We start from the raw sequence: 14923 nt of genomic DNA, 5'->3' as shown, positions 1-14923 counted from the left end.
CCGCCCAAAGCCCCGCCAACTCCGCCTCAACCCCGGCCCGGACCACAACCGAACCCCCCTGAACCACCGGCAAAGGCAAAGCCCGACGATCCACCTTCCCGTTCAAACTCAACGGAAATCCAGACAATACAAGGATCGACGACGGCAACATGTAGGACGGAAGGCTGGCCTCCGCCGCCCGGCGCAGCACCGCCTCATCGGCCCCGGTCGCATAGGCCAGCAGACGCGGCTGCCCGGCGCTTTCGTCCAGCAGCACCAGCGCCTGTGTCGCGCCCGCCGCCAGCAGCACCGCCTCGATCTCGGCAGGCTCGATCCGGTAGCCGCGCAGCTTGATCTGGTCGTCCACCCGGCCCAGAAACTCGATCTGGCCATCGGCGCGCATCCGGCCCAGATCGCCGGTGCGGTAAAGCCGCGCGCCGGGCGCCCCAAAGGGATCGGCGTGGAAACGGTCTGCCGTCAGGTGCGGCTGGTTCAGATAGCCAAGCGCCAGCCCCGCGCCGCCCAGCCAGATTTCGCCTGCCATGCCCTGCGGCACCGGGCGCAGCGCCGGGTCCAGAAGCCGCAGCACCATGCCGGGGATCGGCCGGCCGATGGGGATTTCGCGCGCGGGCGCCGGATCGGGTGGCACCTCGCAGGCGGTGGCGATGATCGTCGCTTCGGTCGGACCATAGGTATTGACCAGCCGGATGCGCGCGGCCTCGGGCCGCTGGCTCCAGGTTGCAAGCTGCGCACGGGTCACCTTCTCGCCGCCAAGGATCACCAGCCGCACGCCTTCGGGGATCGGCGCGCTGTCCTCGGCCCAGAGCTGCCAGAACCGCGTCGGCAGGTCGAGCACAGTCACCCCCTCACGGGTGAGGAAATCGGCGAAGGCGGCGCCGGTATCCAGAAAGCCCTCGGGGCGCGGCACCAGCGTCGCGCCCGCCATCAGCGTCGGCAGGATTTCCTCGACCGAGGTATCAAAGGCCGGGGTTGCGAATTGCAGCACGCGGTCCTGCGGGCCAAGCCCGCAAAGGGCGATGTGATGCGCCGCATGGTTCATCACGCCACGATGCGGGATAACCACGCCCTTGGGCCGCCCGGTGGTGCCGGAGGTATAAAGGATATAGGCGGGGTCTTCCGCCCCGCAGCCGGGCAGCGGGCCTTCGGGCGCCTCGCACGCGGTTTCGGGGTCCAGCAGATGCGCCGCACCCGCCGCCTGCAAACCGGCATGCCGGGCCACCGGGGCCAGCACCAGCGCGGGCCGCGCCTCTGACAGGATCAGCGCCTGCCGCGCGGGCGGCATTGCCGGGTCCAGCGGCAACCACGCCACCCCTGCCTTGATGCAGGCAAGGATCGCGGTCACCAGACCGGCGCCCCGGTCAAGGCAAAGGCCAACCGGCGCGCCCTGCGCCACAGCCGCCTCCCGCAACCGATGCGCCAGCCGGTCCGAGGCGCGATCCAGCGCCGCATAGCCCAGCCCATCGGGGCCGGTGACCGCCGGATGATCCGGCGCCTCGGCCACGCGGGCGGCGAAAGCCTCCAGCACCGGCACCTGTGGCAGCGGCGCGGGTCCGTCGGCCGGGGCCTCGGCCGCGCCGAGCGTCAGATCGGCCAGCGCCGCATCGGGGCGGCGCACGATGTCGCGCAACAGATGGTCGAACTGCCCCGCCATGGCGGCGATGCTGCTTTCGTCGAACAGGTCGGTCGCATATTCGAAACAGCCGTGCAGCGCCCCGGCCTTTTCCGTCAGCCGCAGCGTCAGGTCGAACTTCGACACATGGCTTTCCACCGCCAGCGGCTCGGTCCGCAGGCCCGAGGCATCCAGATCGTCCATCGGCGTGTTCTGAAGCACGAAGACCACCTGAAACAGCGGCGAATGGCTCAGATGCCGTTCGGGGCGAAGCTCCTCGACCAGATATTCAAAGGGCAGATCCTGATTGGCATAGGCATCCAGCGCATTGCGCCGCACCTGTTGCAGCAGGGTTTCGAAACTCGCCCCCGGCGCCACCTCGCTGCGCAGCACCAGCATGTTGACGAAGAAGCCGATCAGGTTCTCGATCTCGGCCCGGTTGCGGTTGGCGATATAGGTGCCGACGCAAAGATCCTGCACCCGCGCATACCGTGCCAGCAGGATGTTGAAGGCCGAGAGCAGCACCATGAACAGCGTGCTTTGGTGCCGCGCCCCCAGCGCATAAAGCTCTGCCGTCAGATCGGCGGGCAGCGTCACGTCGAAAGTGGCGCCGCGATAGCTTTGCGCGGGCGGGCGCGGGCGGTCGGTGGGCAGGGGCAGCACCGGCGGCGCCCCGGCCAGCCGGTCGCGCCAGTAATCAAGCTGGCGTTGCAGCGTCTCGCCCTGCAACCAGTCGCGCTGCCAGATCGCGAAATCGAGATACTGGATCGCCAGCGGCGGCAACGGATCGGGCCGCCCCTCGACCGCCGCGCGATACAGCGCCACGAATTCGGTGACCAGCACGCCCATCGACCAGCCGTCAGAGATGATGTGGTGCATGTTGAACAGGATCACATGATCCTCGTCCCCCAGCCGCAAAAGACGCGCCCGCACCAGCGGCGACAGGTCCAGCCGGAACGCAGTCTGCGCATCTTCCACCGCCAGACGCCGGGCCTCTGCCTCGGGGTCGGGCAGCGCGCTCAGATCGGTCAGCGGGATCTCCAGTTCCAGCGCCGGGGCGATGACCTGCACCGGCGCGCCGTCGCGGTCAAGGAAGGTGGTGCGCAGACTGTCATGCCGCGCGACGATGGTGTTGATCGCCTGCCGCAGCGCCGCCACATCCAGCGGCCCGCGCAGCCGCGTCGGCGCCGGGATGTTGTAGAACGGATTGCCCGGCTCAAGCTGGTCAAGGAACCACAGCCGTATCTGCGAGAAGGACAGCGGCAGGTCGCCATCGCGCGGCGCCGGGCGGATCGCGGTCATCCCGGTCTGGCGGTTGTCGGCGCGCAGGGCATCGACCTCGGCCGCCAGTTCAGCCACCGTGGGCCGGTCGAACAGCACCGCACGCAACGGGACATCCACGCCGAACCGCAGCCGGATCTTGGAAATGGCTTGCGTCGCCAGCAGCGAATGCCCCCCCAGATCGAAGAAGCGATCCTGCGCGCCCACGCGATCCCGGCCCAGCAGTTCGGCCCAGATCGCGGCCATGGCGATCTGCGTCTCGCCCTCGGGCGCGACGAAACCGTCGTCGCCCCGGCGCGCATCGGGTTTCGGCAGCGCGCGACGGTCGATCTTGCCATTCGCCGTCACCGGGAAGGCGGGCAGCCAGACGAACCACGCGGGCACCATGTAATCGGGCAGCCGGTCCAGCAGCGCGGCCTTCACGGCGCGCTCCTCCGCCTCGGCCCCCGGTTCCGCCACCAGATAGGCGATCAGGCTGCGTTCGCCCGCGCCGGGATCGGTTGCCACCACCAGCGCCTCGCGGATCGCGGGCAGATCGGTCAGCCGCGCCTCGATCTCGCCCAGTTCGATGCGGAAGCCCCGGATCTTCACCTGATCGTCGATCCGGCCCAGATATTCCACCGCGCCATCGGGCAGATGCCGCGCCAGATCGCCCGAACGATACATCCGCTCCCCGGGCGGGCCGAAGGGATCGGGCACGAAGGCCGCGGCCGTCAGATCGGGGCGGTTCAGATAGCCCCGCGCCAGACCGATACCCGCCAGAAACAGCTCGCCCGCCACACCCGCCGGCACCGGGTTCAGCGCCGCATCCAGAACATAAAGCCGGATATTCCCGATCGGATACCCGATCGGCACCGTGGCCTGCCCCGCCCGCGGCAGGCAATCCCAGTGCGATACTTCGATGGAGGCCTCGGTCGGGCCGTAAAGGTTGCGCAGCGCCACATGCGGCAGTGCCGCCAGCACGCGGTTCTGCAACGCCACCGGCAGCGCCTGCCCGGAACAAAGGATCTGCCGCAGGCTGCCGTAGCCCGACAGATCGGCATAGTCGATGAAGAATTCCAGCATCGGCGGCACGAAATGCACGGTCGTGATGCGCTGGTCGCGGATCACCCCGGCCAGATAGGCCACATCCTGATGCCCGCCGGGCCGGGCCATCACCAGTGTCGCCCCCGCGATCAGCGGCCAGAACAGCTCCCATACCGAAACGTCGAAACTGTAGGGCGTCTTCTGCAACAGCCGCTCGCCCGGCGCCACGCCATAGGCGCGGGTCATCCAGCACAGCCGGTTCACCACCCCGGCCTGCGCCACCATCACGCCCTTGGGGTTGCCGGTCGAGCCGGAGGTATAGATGCAATAGGCCAGCGTCTGCATCGTGCCGCGCGGCGCGGGGTCGGTTTCGGGCCGGTCGGCAAGGGCAGCGGCGTCATCGGCCAGCAGCACCGGGCAAGCGGCGGCGGGCAACGCGCCGGACAGATGCGCCAGCGTGACAATCGCACGCGGCCGGGCGTCGTGGATCATATACTCCAGCCGCGCCTCCGGCAGCGCCGGGTCCAGCGGCAGATAGCCCGCCCCCGCCTTCAGGATCGCCAGCAGCGCCACCATCATCGCGGCACTGCGCTCGGCACAAAGGCCCACCAGATCATCCGGCCCCACCCCTGCCGCGATCAGCGCATGCGCGAGCCGGTTGGCGCGGCGGTTCAGCTCGGCAAAGCTCAGTTCCCCATCCTCGGCCACCACACAGGCGGCCTCGGGGCGCAGCGCCACCTGACGGGCGAACATCTCGGCCAGCGGTGCGGCTTCGGGGTAATCCGCCCCGGTCGCGTTCCAGTCGCGCAGGATGCGGGTCTGCTCTGCCGCATCCGGCAGCGGCTCGGCCAGCAGCATGGGCGCGGTGCGCTGGTCCAGCACGCGCTGAAGATGCCGCCCCATCGCGGCCATGGTTTCCGCATCGAACAAGGCCGTGGCATAGTCGATCTCGGCCGCAAAGCCGCCCTCCGCCGGGCGCAGGCGCAGCGTCAGGTCATACATCGCATGCGGGGCGGGCGCAGGCTCGGCCCGCACCGCCAGCCCGCGCAGTTCGGGCAGCGCCGGGGCCGCCCCCGCAATCTCCAGCGCGACCTGAAACACCGGGGCATGGCCCAGATGCCGCTCGGGCTGCACGGCCTCCACCATGGCATCGAAGGGCACGGCGCCGCGCGTCTCGGCGGCGGCGCGGCTGGCCGCCAGCCGGTGCCGCAGATCGCCAAACCGCATCTCGCCCGAAACCGCCAGCCGCAGCGGCAGCATGTCGGTCAGCGGGCCGACATCGCCGGTCGGCACCCGATGCGGCAGACCGATGCACAGATCGCCCTGCCCGCTGTAGCGATGCAGCAGCACGGCAAAGGCGGTGGCGGCCAGATCGGCGGCCTCTGCCGCGCTTGCCGCTGCCAGCGACAGGAAGAAGCCACGCCGCGCGCCGCTGTGATCCTGCACCGCAGGCCGTGGCCGGTCGGTCGGCAGCGCCAGCAACGCGGGCGCATCCTGCAAGGCATCGCGCCACCAGTCCAGATCGGCGCGGCCATTGTCCGAGGCCATCCAGCCAAGCTGTGCCTCGGCCAGCGCCGCATGTTGCCGCGCGGCGGGCAGACGCGGGGCCAGCCCCGCCACCTCGGCCGAATAAAGCGCCGCCAGTTCCGCCAGCATCCGGTCCGCCGAAAGGTCATCGGCCACGATGCGATGGGCGCACAGGATCAGACGGTGCACCTCGTCATCCACCGCCGAGGTCAGCAGCGCGACCCGCAGCAACCCGCCCGCCAGCAGATCGAAGGGCGCCGCGCGCAGCGCATCGGCAGCAGCTTCCACATCATCCACCACCCGGCAGTCGGTCAGCCCGTCGAGCGCAGGCAGAAGCTGCGCCACCGGGCGGCCCTCTTCCAGCGCGAAGCGATAACGCAGCACCTCGTGCCGTGCCGCAAGCGCAGCGGCAGCCCGTTCCAGCGCGCCGGTATCGACCGCCCCCTCCAGCCGCAGTCCCCGGCTGACCGTATAGATCGGATCCCCCGGCGCGAACTGGTCCAGATAGAACAGCCGCGCCTGCAAGGGCGACACCGGGCGGGGCTGAATATCTTCAGCCACCACCACCCGGCGGGCAAGCGCATGGTCGATCTCGACCGCCAGCATCTCGATCGTCGGATTCTCGAACAGCGCGGTCAGCGAGACATCCACCCCGAACCGCTGGTCCAGCGCCGAGATGATCTGCGTCGCCAGCAGCGAATTGCCCGCCAGTTCCAGAAAATTGTCGCGGATCGAAATGTCCTCGCCGCCCAGCAGATCGCGCCACAGCGCGGCAAGCTCGATCTCGGTCGCGCTGCGCGGCGCCACGAAATCGCTTTGCACCGCCGCCCCGGCCTGCCACGACCACAGCGGCCGGAACCCCTGTTCCGCGAACAGCCGCGCGCAGCGGAAGCGCTGGATCTTGCCCGAGGTGGTGCGCGGCAGATCGCCGGTCCTGACCAGCAGGAAGGCCGCCAGATCCGCGATGTCGTGCCGCTCGGCCAACATGGCGCGCAACTGTTCGGCCAGCCCCTCGGTTTTCAGCGCGCGGCGGTCCAGCACCTCCTGCACCACCACCAGCCGGGTCTCGCGCCCGTCCTCCACCGTAAAGACGGCCGCCCCGCTGCGCCGGAACGCCGGGCTCAGCGCCTCGACATCCGGTTCGATGTCCTGCGGGAACAGGTTGCGCCCGGCAAGGATCATCATTTCCTTGCTGCGCCCGGCGATGAACAGCTCGCCCCCGTCGATCAGGCCGATGTCGCCGGTCCTGAAGAACGCGCCTTCCTGCCCCGGCAGACGATGGCCGAAGGCCGCCTGCGTTTCCGTCGGGTTGCGCCAGTAGCCGCGCGCGACCGAAGGGCCGCTGACCCAGATCTCGCCCGGCTGGCCCTCGGGCAGCACCGCGCCCTCTGGCCCCACGATCACCGTGCCCGGCGCCACGCCATGCCCGACAAGTTGCCCCTGCACCAGCGCGGCCTCGTCGCCCGAGGCATTTGGCCCGGCAATCATGCGCGGCAATTGCCCCGCCACATGCAGACGCGGCGCCGCCACCAGAAGCGTGGTTTCCGCCAGCCCATAGGCCGGCGTCACCGCCGCCGGGTCGAAGCCGCAATCCGCGAAAGCGGTGCAGAAGGCGGTCAGCGTCTCGGGCCGCACCCGCTCCGCCCCGTTGATCGCCACCCGCAGCGACGACAGGTCCAGCCCGGCGCGATCCTCTGCCCCGATCCGCGACACGCACAGATCCCAGGCAAAATTCGGCGCCCCGGTGATGGTCGCGCGGAAATCGCTGATCGCCTGAAGCCAGCGGCGCGGCCGGGTCAGGAAGGCCAGCGGCGTCAGATGCACCGCATGGCAGCCGTTGAACAGCGCCGAGAAGATGCCGCCCACCAGCCCGAAATCGTGATGCGGCGGCAGCCAGGACACGATGACATCCCGCGCGCTCATCCCGAATGTGTCGCGGCTCAGCCCAAGATTGGCCAGCGCGTTGCGATGGCTGACCATCACCCCCTTGGGCGTGCCGGTCGAGCCGGAGGTATATTGCAGGAACAGCAGGTCATCGGGCGACAGCGCGGGGGCAACCCAATCCGCAGGCGCTTCCCCTTCGACCAGCAGGCGCGGCAGCGCGGCCAGCGCAGGCTCCGCCGCAAGCTTTTCCGCCTGCGCCGCGCCGGTCAGCAGCAGCACCGCTCCGGCGTCCTCTGCGATCCGCGCCAGACGCGGCAACCCCTTGACCGAGGCGGGCGACAGCGCGGGCACCGCCACCGCACCCGCAAGCGCACAGGCCACCACCGCCACCACATAGTCGCGCCCAGGTGGCAAGACGATCAGCACCCGATCGCCCGGCCCGGCCTGCCGCTGGATATGCCCGGCCAGATCCCGTGCCAGATGGCCAAGCCGCGCGAAGCTCAGCGTCTCCTGCCGGTCCTGGTCCAGAAAGGTGAAGGCAGGCCGCTCCGCATCCTCCTGAAACCTGACATGCAGCAGATCAAGAAGGGTCGCAAACTCTGTCATGTTACCAAGCCATTGAAGACGTTAAATGAATTTTTTCCAGCTTCCGAAACGGGAGAATTATTCTGGAAAGGAAAGGGCGTTGCGGGAACCAAACAAGCCGGAGGCCGCCTGCGGGAATCCCCCCGCCGGTCCTGACATCATGGTCGCATCCTCACCCTGAAACTGACTGGCTGTTCGCCATTTTTCTTACAACCATTACGAAAGAAAAAAATTGTTGCGTCAAGAAAATTGTTTTTCCCGGCAGAGCGCCAGCCCCACCATCGGCACCACACGGCTTCATCTTGCACAGGATCGTGAACGGGCGATCCGCTTGCACAAAACGGGGGTGTCAGGTAATTTTAGTAAAACAGTAAGGAATTATGGCATGCTCATCTCGACCGCCCGCTATCCCACCGTGCATGGCTCGAAATACCTGCAACAACTGTGCAAGCATTTCGCGCACAAGGTGGAAGTCAGCTTTGATGCGGCACAGGGTCGTGCCGCGCTGGCCTCCGGCCCGGCCGATCTGACGGCAGACGACGAAGGGCTGACCGTCCGCGTTCAGGCCGAGGATGCCAAGGCGCTGATTCAGGCCCGCTTTGTCATCGACAGCCATCTGGTCAATTTCGCCTTTCGGGAAGGCTTCACCGGCCTGAACTGGCACCTTGACGCCGCCTGAGGCGCCGCCGGGGGCAATAGCCCTCGAATGTGATCTATGAATGGGTCATATCTTCAGTTTACGATCCGAAAGTGGATCACTCCGATTGAAACTTTTGCGCACGATCCATATAAAGACCATAACAATCAGTTATGCCCCACAAAAGGATCGCCATGCGCAAAGCGCAACCCGTTTCCCCCCCCACGCAAGAGGCACTGGGGATTCTGGCCGCGATGATCCGCGCCGCACGGATGCAGCGCGGCATGACGGCGGCCGAACTCGGCACACGGGTCGGGGTGTCGCGCGGGGTCATCCAGCGGCTTGAGGCAGGCGAACCGGGCACCGCCATCGGCACCGCTTTCGAGGCGGCGGTAATCCTTGGCATCCCGCTGTTCGACGTGCCCACCGATCAGCTTGGCACGCTGCTGGACCAGAAACGTGCCCTGAACGCCCTGCTGCCGAAACGCGCCTTCCAGGCCAGCCAGTCGAAGCCCGACAATGACTTCTGAGCCCCTGCTGCGCCCGGCACAATCCGCCTTCGTCTGGATCTGGCTGCCCGGCGCCACCGACCCGGTGGTCTGCGGCCGGATCGACCTTGTGGACGGCATCAACCGCTTCACCTATGGCCGCAGCTACCTTGCCCGGCCCGATGCCATTTCCGTCTGGTTGCCGGAACTGCCGCTGGTGGACCGGGTGATCCTGCCCGAGGCGCCGCATGTCATCGCAGGGGCGCTGCGCGATGCCGCGCCCGATCAATGGGGCCGCCGGGTCGTGCTGAACCGGCAGTTCCGCCGCCGGGGCAAGGATGTCGATACCGCCGAACTGGACGAACTGAACTATCTGCTGCTTTCCGGTTCCGACCGGATCGGCGCGCTGGATTTCCAGACCTCTGCCACCGACTACCGCCCCCGCCTGCAAGGCGAAGCCCGGTTGCAGGATCTTCTGAACGCCGCCGAGGCGGTGGAGCGCGGCACCCCCCTGTCGCCCGAACTGGACGAGGCGCTGCGGCACGGCACTTCGATCGGTGGCGCGCGGCCCAAGGCGCAACTGACCGACGGCTATCGCAAGCTGATCGCCAAATTCTCGTCCTCACGCGATCAGCACAACGTGGTGAGGGGTGAGTTTCTGGCGATGCGCCTTGCCCGCGAAGCGGGGCTGGAAGTGGCCGAAGTCCAATGCGCGCAGGTCGAGGGCAAGGATGTCCTGCTGGTCGAACGCTTCGACCGCGTGGCACAGGGCGCGGGCTTCCTGCGCCGCGCCATGGTTTCGGCCCTTACCCTGCAAGGGCTGGACGAAACCGCCGCCCGCTATGCCAGCTATCCGGCGCTGGCCACGGTGCTGCGTCACCGCTCGGCCAGCCCGGTCGCGGATTGTCGCGCACTCTGGTCACGGATGCTGTTCAACATCCTTGTCGGCAATACCGACGATCACGCCCGCAACCATGCCTGTTTCTGGGATGGCCACGCAATCCGGCTGACGCCCGCCTATGACATCGACCCCCGGCCCCGTCTGGGGCGCGAGGCCAATCAGGCCATGGCCGTGCAGGGCAATGACCGCCGCGCCCGCATCGCCACCGCCCTTGCCGCGGCAGGCGAGTTCGGGTTGCGGCAGGACGAGGCCGTCGCCCTCGCCCGCCAGCAGATCGAAACCATCCGCGCCCGGTTCCGCCCGCTGGCCGAGGCGGCAGGGCTGACCCGGCCCGAGGCCGATCTTCTGGCAGGCCGCGCCATCCTCAACCCCTATGCGTTCGACGGTGCCCCGCAGGAGCTTGCCGCGCTGGACGGCCCGCTCTAGCTCAGGCCGCGACCAGCCGCACATCCTCGGGCTGCCACGTCAGCACCACGCTGTCACCCTTGGCAAAGGGATGGGCCGAAGGCGGCAGGATGGCAAAGACCTCGCCCGCCGGGGTCGCCAGCGTATACTGGATCGAATTGCCCAGATAGGCGGCATAGCTGACCTCGGCAGGGATGCCGCCCGGCACCGGCCCGGCTGACAGCCGCACCTGATGCGGGCGCAGGACCAGCTTGGCCGGGCCTTTCGCCGTGCTGGCCAGCGGCAGCGCATAATCCTGCCCCAGCAGGCGCAGCCGCGTGGCCGCGCCGCTTTCCGTCACCTCGACATCCAGCAGGTTCGCATCGCCGATGAAATCCGCGATAAAGGCCGAAGCCGGGCGTTCATACAGATCGTGCGGCGTGCCCTCCTGTGCGATCTCGGCGTTTTTCATCACGATGATCCGGTCCGACACCGCCATCGCCTCTTCCTGATCATGGGTCACATAGACCGCGGTCAGACCAAGCCGCTGCTGGATCTGGCGGATCTCCTCGCGCACATGGCGGCGCAGCTTGGCGTCAAGGTTCGACAGCGGCTCGTCCAGCAACAGAACCTCCGGCTCTAGCACAATGGCGCGGGCCACCGCGACGCGCTGCTGCTGCCCGCCCGAAAGTTCCGATGGCAGACGCGCGCCAAAGCCCTTCAGCCCCACCATCTCCAGCCCGGCCTCGGCTCGCTGGGCCATTTCGGCCTTGGGCATGCGCTTGACGCTCAGGCCATAGGCCACGTTTTCCAGCACGGTCATATGCGGGAACAGCGCATAGGACTGGAACACCATCGACACCCGCCGATAGGTCGCCGACAGATGCGTCACATCCTGCCCGCCGATCAGGATCCGCCCCTCACTGGCGCTTTCCAGCCCGGCGATCAGCCGCAGAGTCGTCGTCTTGCCGCAGCCCGACGGCCCCAGCAGCGTGCACAGCGTGCCGGGCTGGATATCCAGCGTCAGCGGCTTCAGCGCCGTCACCTCGCCATAGCGCTTGGTGACATTCTCGAAACGGACGGAACCTTTGGTCATCTCGGAACCTTTCATGTCATGCCGCCACGCGGTCGGACCGGCGCAGGCGGCGGCGGCCGATGACGGCCTGCAAAGCAAGGATGGCGGCCAGCATCGTGACGATCAGAACCGTCGAATAGGCGATGGCGATGCCGAATTCATTGTTCTCGACCCGGCCAACGATGAAGCTGGTGGCCATGTTGTGCCGGGCGGAGACGAGGAAGATCACGGCGGAAACCGAGGTGATCGCCCGCACGAAACTATAGGTGATGGCCGCAAGGATCGCCGGGCCCAGCAGCGGCAGGATCACCCGGCGCAGCGTGGTGAAGCTGTTCGCGCCCAGCATGATCGAGGCTTCGTCCAGCGATTTGTCCAGCTGGCTCATCGCCGCGATCCCGCCGCGCACACCCACCGGCATGTTGCGGAAGACAAAGACAAGGATCAGGATGATCGCCGTTCCCGTCAGCTCGATCGGCGGGAAGTTGAAGGCCATGACATAGGCCACCCCGATCACCGTGCCCGGAATGGCGAAGCTGAGCATGGTGGAAAATTCAAACGCATCCTTGCCGGCGAATTTCTGCCGCACCAGCAGGTAAGCCGTCGCCAGCCCCACCATCGCCGTCAGCGGCGCGGAAATCGCGGCGATCCCGAGCGTGGAGAAATAGCTGTCCCATGCAGCCCCGGTGAAATGCACGCCGTTGCGGAACGAGATGGCGAAGGCCTGTTTGTAATGCGCCAGCGTAAAGCTGTGATTATAGCCCCAAAGCTTCACGAAGCTGCCAAAGACGATCAGCGCATAAAGCACCAGCGTAAACGCCGCCCAGGGCAACGCGGTGGCATAGCAGGCCCATTTCAGCCCCGGATTCAGGCTGGCGTGCTGGCCATTGTCGGCCTTGCCGGTAACGGTGGCATAGCTTTTGCGCCCCAGCCAGCGGCGCTGCACCAGAAAAGCGCCCAGCGTCATCGCCAGCAGGATCATCGACAGGATCGCGGCCTTGGCCGGATCGGCCACGGTGCCCACGATGGCAAAATAGATCTCGGTCGAAAGCACGTTGAAATTGCCACCCAAGACCAGCGGATTGCCGAAATCGGCAAGACTTTCGATGAAACCCAGCAGAAAGGCATTGGCCAGCCCCGGCCGCATCAAGGGCAGCGAGACGCGGCGGAAGGTCTGCCAGCGGTCGGCGTCAAGCGTCTGGCTCGCCTCCTCCATCGAGGGGCTGATGCCTTCGACGACCCCGATCAGCACCAGAAAGGCAATGGGCGTGAACGACAGCATTTGCGCCAGCCACACGCCCCAGAAACCGTAAAGCCAGCGGGTCTTTTCCATCCCGAAGGCCCAGTGCAGGAACTCGGTGATCGTGCCCGCGCGGCCGAACAGCAGGATCAGCGCAAGGCCGATCACGAAGGGCGGTGTGATGATCGGCAGGATGGTCAGCACCCGCAGCAGCTTTTTCGCGGCGAAATCGGTGCGGGTGAAGATCAGCGCGAAGGACAGGCCCAGCAGGGTCGTGCCCAGACCCGTCGCCAGCGCCAGCGCCAGCGAGTTGATCGCCGGTCCGCACCAGCCCCCTGCAAGACAGGCCAGCGACCACGTTTCGGATGACAGGAAGCGCGGCAGGAATTCCGACACGCCGAAGCCCGCGCCGCCCTTCAGCTCGAACGCCCGGATCAGGATGAAGGCCATCGGGTAAAAGACGAAAACACCGACCAGCGCCACGATCAGCCCGACAAGGCCGGTGACGAAAGCATCCCCCCTGCCCTGCCCGCGCGCCGAAATCCCGGTGGTGGTGACGAACAGCAGCGCCAGCGCGGTGACAAAGGCGCCCAGCCCCATGCCTGGCTGCGCCGCATCGCCCAGCATGGCAAGCCGCGGCCCGGTGCCAAGGATCAAAAGCCCCTGCGCTGCCAGCAAGGCCAGCCCCGCGATGCCGCAGATCACCCAAGCCTTGGCCCGCGCCTGCGCGTCCTTCAGCAGACTGCCCGCCGCCAGCGCGGCCAGCAGCGCCAGACCCGGCCCTGACAGCCAGAAGCGCCCCTCCAGCACCGAGGTCAGACCCGAGGCCCCCTCCCCTGCCGGATCGGCCATCCAGCCGAAGGACAGAAAGCCCCCCGGCACCATATACCAGGGCAGCAGGATAAAACCGGCCAACCCCACCAGGCTCCACAGCCTTGCGGTGCGCGTCATCTGATCGTCCCCGAACGGAAAATGGCCCGCGCGTCATCCGCGCGGGCCGGATGGGTGGTTACTCTTCGATCGCGCCGCCGGCGCCCTTCACATCCTTTTCCCATCGTGCCAGCAGACGCTCGCGGGTGTCGGATGCGCCATAGGTGGCGAAGTCGTAATCAATCAGCTTGACCGAGGCCATGTCGGGTGCCTCCGGGTCGGTGGCCGCACCGGGGTTCGACGGAATGTTGTAGACGCCGACCTCAAGACCCGGCGACTGGCCTTCGGCGGAAATGACATATTCCACCCATTTCTTCGCCTGCTCCAGATGCGGCGTGCCTTCCACCACCGACACGGCACCCAGTTCATAGCCGGTGCCCTCGCAGGGGGCCACGATCTCGACCGGGAAACCCTCTTTCTTCAGCTTCACCATGTCATGCATGAAACCGATGCCGATCGTCGTCTCGCCGCGCGCCGTGGCCTTGCCGGGGGCCGAGCCGGATTTGGTATACTGGTTCACATTGGCGCCGATCTCGGCCAGCAGCTTGAACGCCTCATCCTCGCCGAAAAGCTGCACCAGCGTCGCCAGTTCCGTATAGGCCGTGCCCGAGGAATTGGGGTTTGCCACCTGAATCTCGCCCTTGTAATCGGGCTTCGCCAGATCGCGCCAGCAGGCCGGGACGGGCAGGTTCTTTTCGGCCAGCACCTCGGTATTGTAGATGAAGCCCAGAAGGCCCACATGCACACCCACGGCCTTGCCGCCGGTCATGTTGGTCATGTTCTGAGCCCAGCCCAGCAGGCCCGAGACATCGACGCCGGTCGCCTGGGTCAGCCCCTCGTTCGCGGCAATGATATGCGGATCGCCCGTGCCGCCCCACCAGACATCGACTTTCGGATTGCCCTTCTCGGCCCGCAGTTGCGCCAGAACCTCGCCGGTCGATTTGCGCACCATGGCGACATCAATCCCGGTCGCCGCCTCGAAATTCTGCGCCATCAGATCGCACCACGTTTGTTCGTTGGAACAGACGACGTTCAGTTCCTCGGCCATCGCCGCCGAAGCGGACATGGCAGCAGACAGCGCCAGCGCGCTGATATAAAGCTTCTTGGTCATGGTATCCTCCCGTTGCCCCGGCCTGCCGCTTCCTCGGGCGGATGGGCCGGACTGACAGAAGCCTGCCATGCCGAAGCCCGCGCAAGCGACCCCCGGAACGATGAACAGCGCTGCACAGTGCCCGGTTTTTGATGAACAATGTTACAAAACCGGGTGAAACGGGTCACAAATGAAACCCGAAACCCTCTCCCCGCCAACCGGGCCACAAGGCATCATGGTCAGGCCGGGCGGGAGGGCGCGGCAAGACG

General features: G+C 67.1%; 7 protein-coding genes. 3 read left to right on the top strand and 4 right to left on the bottom strand.

Features of this window, described 5'->3' with window-relative positions; translation table 11 throughout:
* The coding region (locus D2N39_RS19770; RefSeq protein WP_119136507.1) for a non-ribosomal peptide synthetase at nt 1-7933 on the bottom strand (7933 nt) is incomplete at its 3' end.
* A gap of 364 nt (nt 7934-8297) precedes the next feature.
* Here D2N39_RS19770 and D2N39_RS19765 point away from each other — a divergent pair.
* From D2N39_RS19765 to D2N39_RS19755, 3 genes are all read left to right on the top strand, one after another.
* Complete coding sequence (locus D2N39_RS19765; protein WP_119136506.1) at nt 8298-8591, top strand: DUF2218 domain-containing protein; 294 nt, start codon at nt 8298-8300, stop codon at nt 8589-8591.
* Nucleotides 8592-8743: 152 nt separating this feature from the next.
* Complete coding sequence (locus D2N39_RS19760; protein WP_233557310.1) at nt 8744-9079, top strand: helix-turn-helix transcriptional regulator; 336 nt, start codon at nt 8744-8746, stop codon at nt 9077-9079.
* Nucleotides 9069-10364: a type II toxin-antitoxin system HipA family toxin gene (locus D2N39_RS19755; protein WP_119136505.1), complete on the top strand. Its 1296-nt coding sequence runs from the start codon at nt 9069-9071 to the stop codon at nt 10362-10364. The genes D2N39_RS19760 and D2N39_RS19755 overlap by 11 nt, the downstream gene beginning before the upstream one ends.
* 1 nt (nt 10365) lies before the next feature.
* Here the strand turns inward: D2N39_RS19755 and D2N39_RS19750 are convergent, their stop codons facing one another.
* Genes D2N39_RS19750 through D2N39_RS19740 form a run of 3 tightly spaced genes read right to left on the bottom strand, consistent with a single transcriptional unit; the run spans nt 10366 to nt 14675 of the window.
* Nucleotides 10366-11418, bottom strand: coding sequence for an ABC transporter ATP-binding protein (locus D2N39_RS19750; RefSeq protein ID WP_119136511.1), 1053 nt, complete (start codon nt 11416-11418; stop codon nt 10366-10368).
* 16 nt (nt 11419-11434) lie between these two features.
* Nucleotides 11435-13585, bottom strand: coding sequence for an ABC transporter permease (locus D2N39_RS19745; protein WP_119136504.1), 2151 nt, complete (start codon nt 13583-13585; stop codon nt 11435-11437).
* A 58-nt stretch (nt 13586-13643) separates the two neighbouring features.
* Nucleotides 13644-14675 carry an ABC transporter substrate-binding protein gene (locus tag D2N39_RS19740; protein WP_119136503.1) on the bottom strand — a complete coding sequence of 344 codons (1032 nt, stop codon included), beginning with the start codon at nt 14673-14675 and terminating at the stop codon, nt 13644-13646.
* Between the last annotated feature and the right edge of the window lie 248 nt (nt 14676-14923).

The organism is Gemmobacter lutimaris, assembly GCF_003570715.1.
GTDB lineage: Bacteria > Pseudomonadota > Alphaproteobacteria > Rhodobacterales > Rhodobacteraceae > Gemmobacter > Gemmobacter lutimaris.
Note: the sequence above shows the minus strand (reverse complement) of the source record. Positions and strands in the feature narration are given on the sequence as shown.

Bases quoted from the DNA above. Each gene is read 5' to 3' on its own strand.
- D2N39_RS19765 (WP_119136506.1), top strand. From the start codon at position 8,298: ATGCTCATCTCGACCGCCCGCTATCCCACCGTGCATGGCTCGAAATAC.
- D2N39_RS19760 (WP_233557310.1), top strand. From the start codon at position 8,744: ATGCGCAAAGCGCAACCCGTTTCCCCCCCCACGCAAGAGGCACTGGGG.
- D2N39_RS19755 (WP_119136505.1), top strand. From the start codon at position 9,069: ATGACTTCTGAGCCCCTGCTGCGCCCGGCACAATCCGCCTTCGTCTGG.
- D2N39_RS19750 (WP_119136511.1), bottom strand. From the start codon at position 11,418: ATGACCAAAGGTTCCGTCCGTTTCGAGAATGTCACCAAGCGCTATGGC.
- D2N39_RS19745 (WP_119136504.1), bottom strand. From the start codon at position 13,585: ATGACGCGCACCGCAAGGCTGTGGAGCCTGGTGGGGTTGGCCGGTTTT.
- D2N39_RS19740 (WP_119136503.1), bottom strand. From the start codon at position 14,675: ATGACCAAGAAGCTTTATATCAGCGCGCTGGCGCTGTCTGCTGCCATG.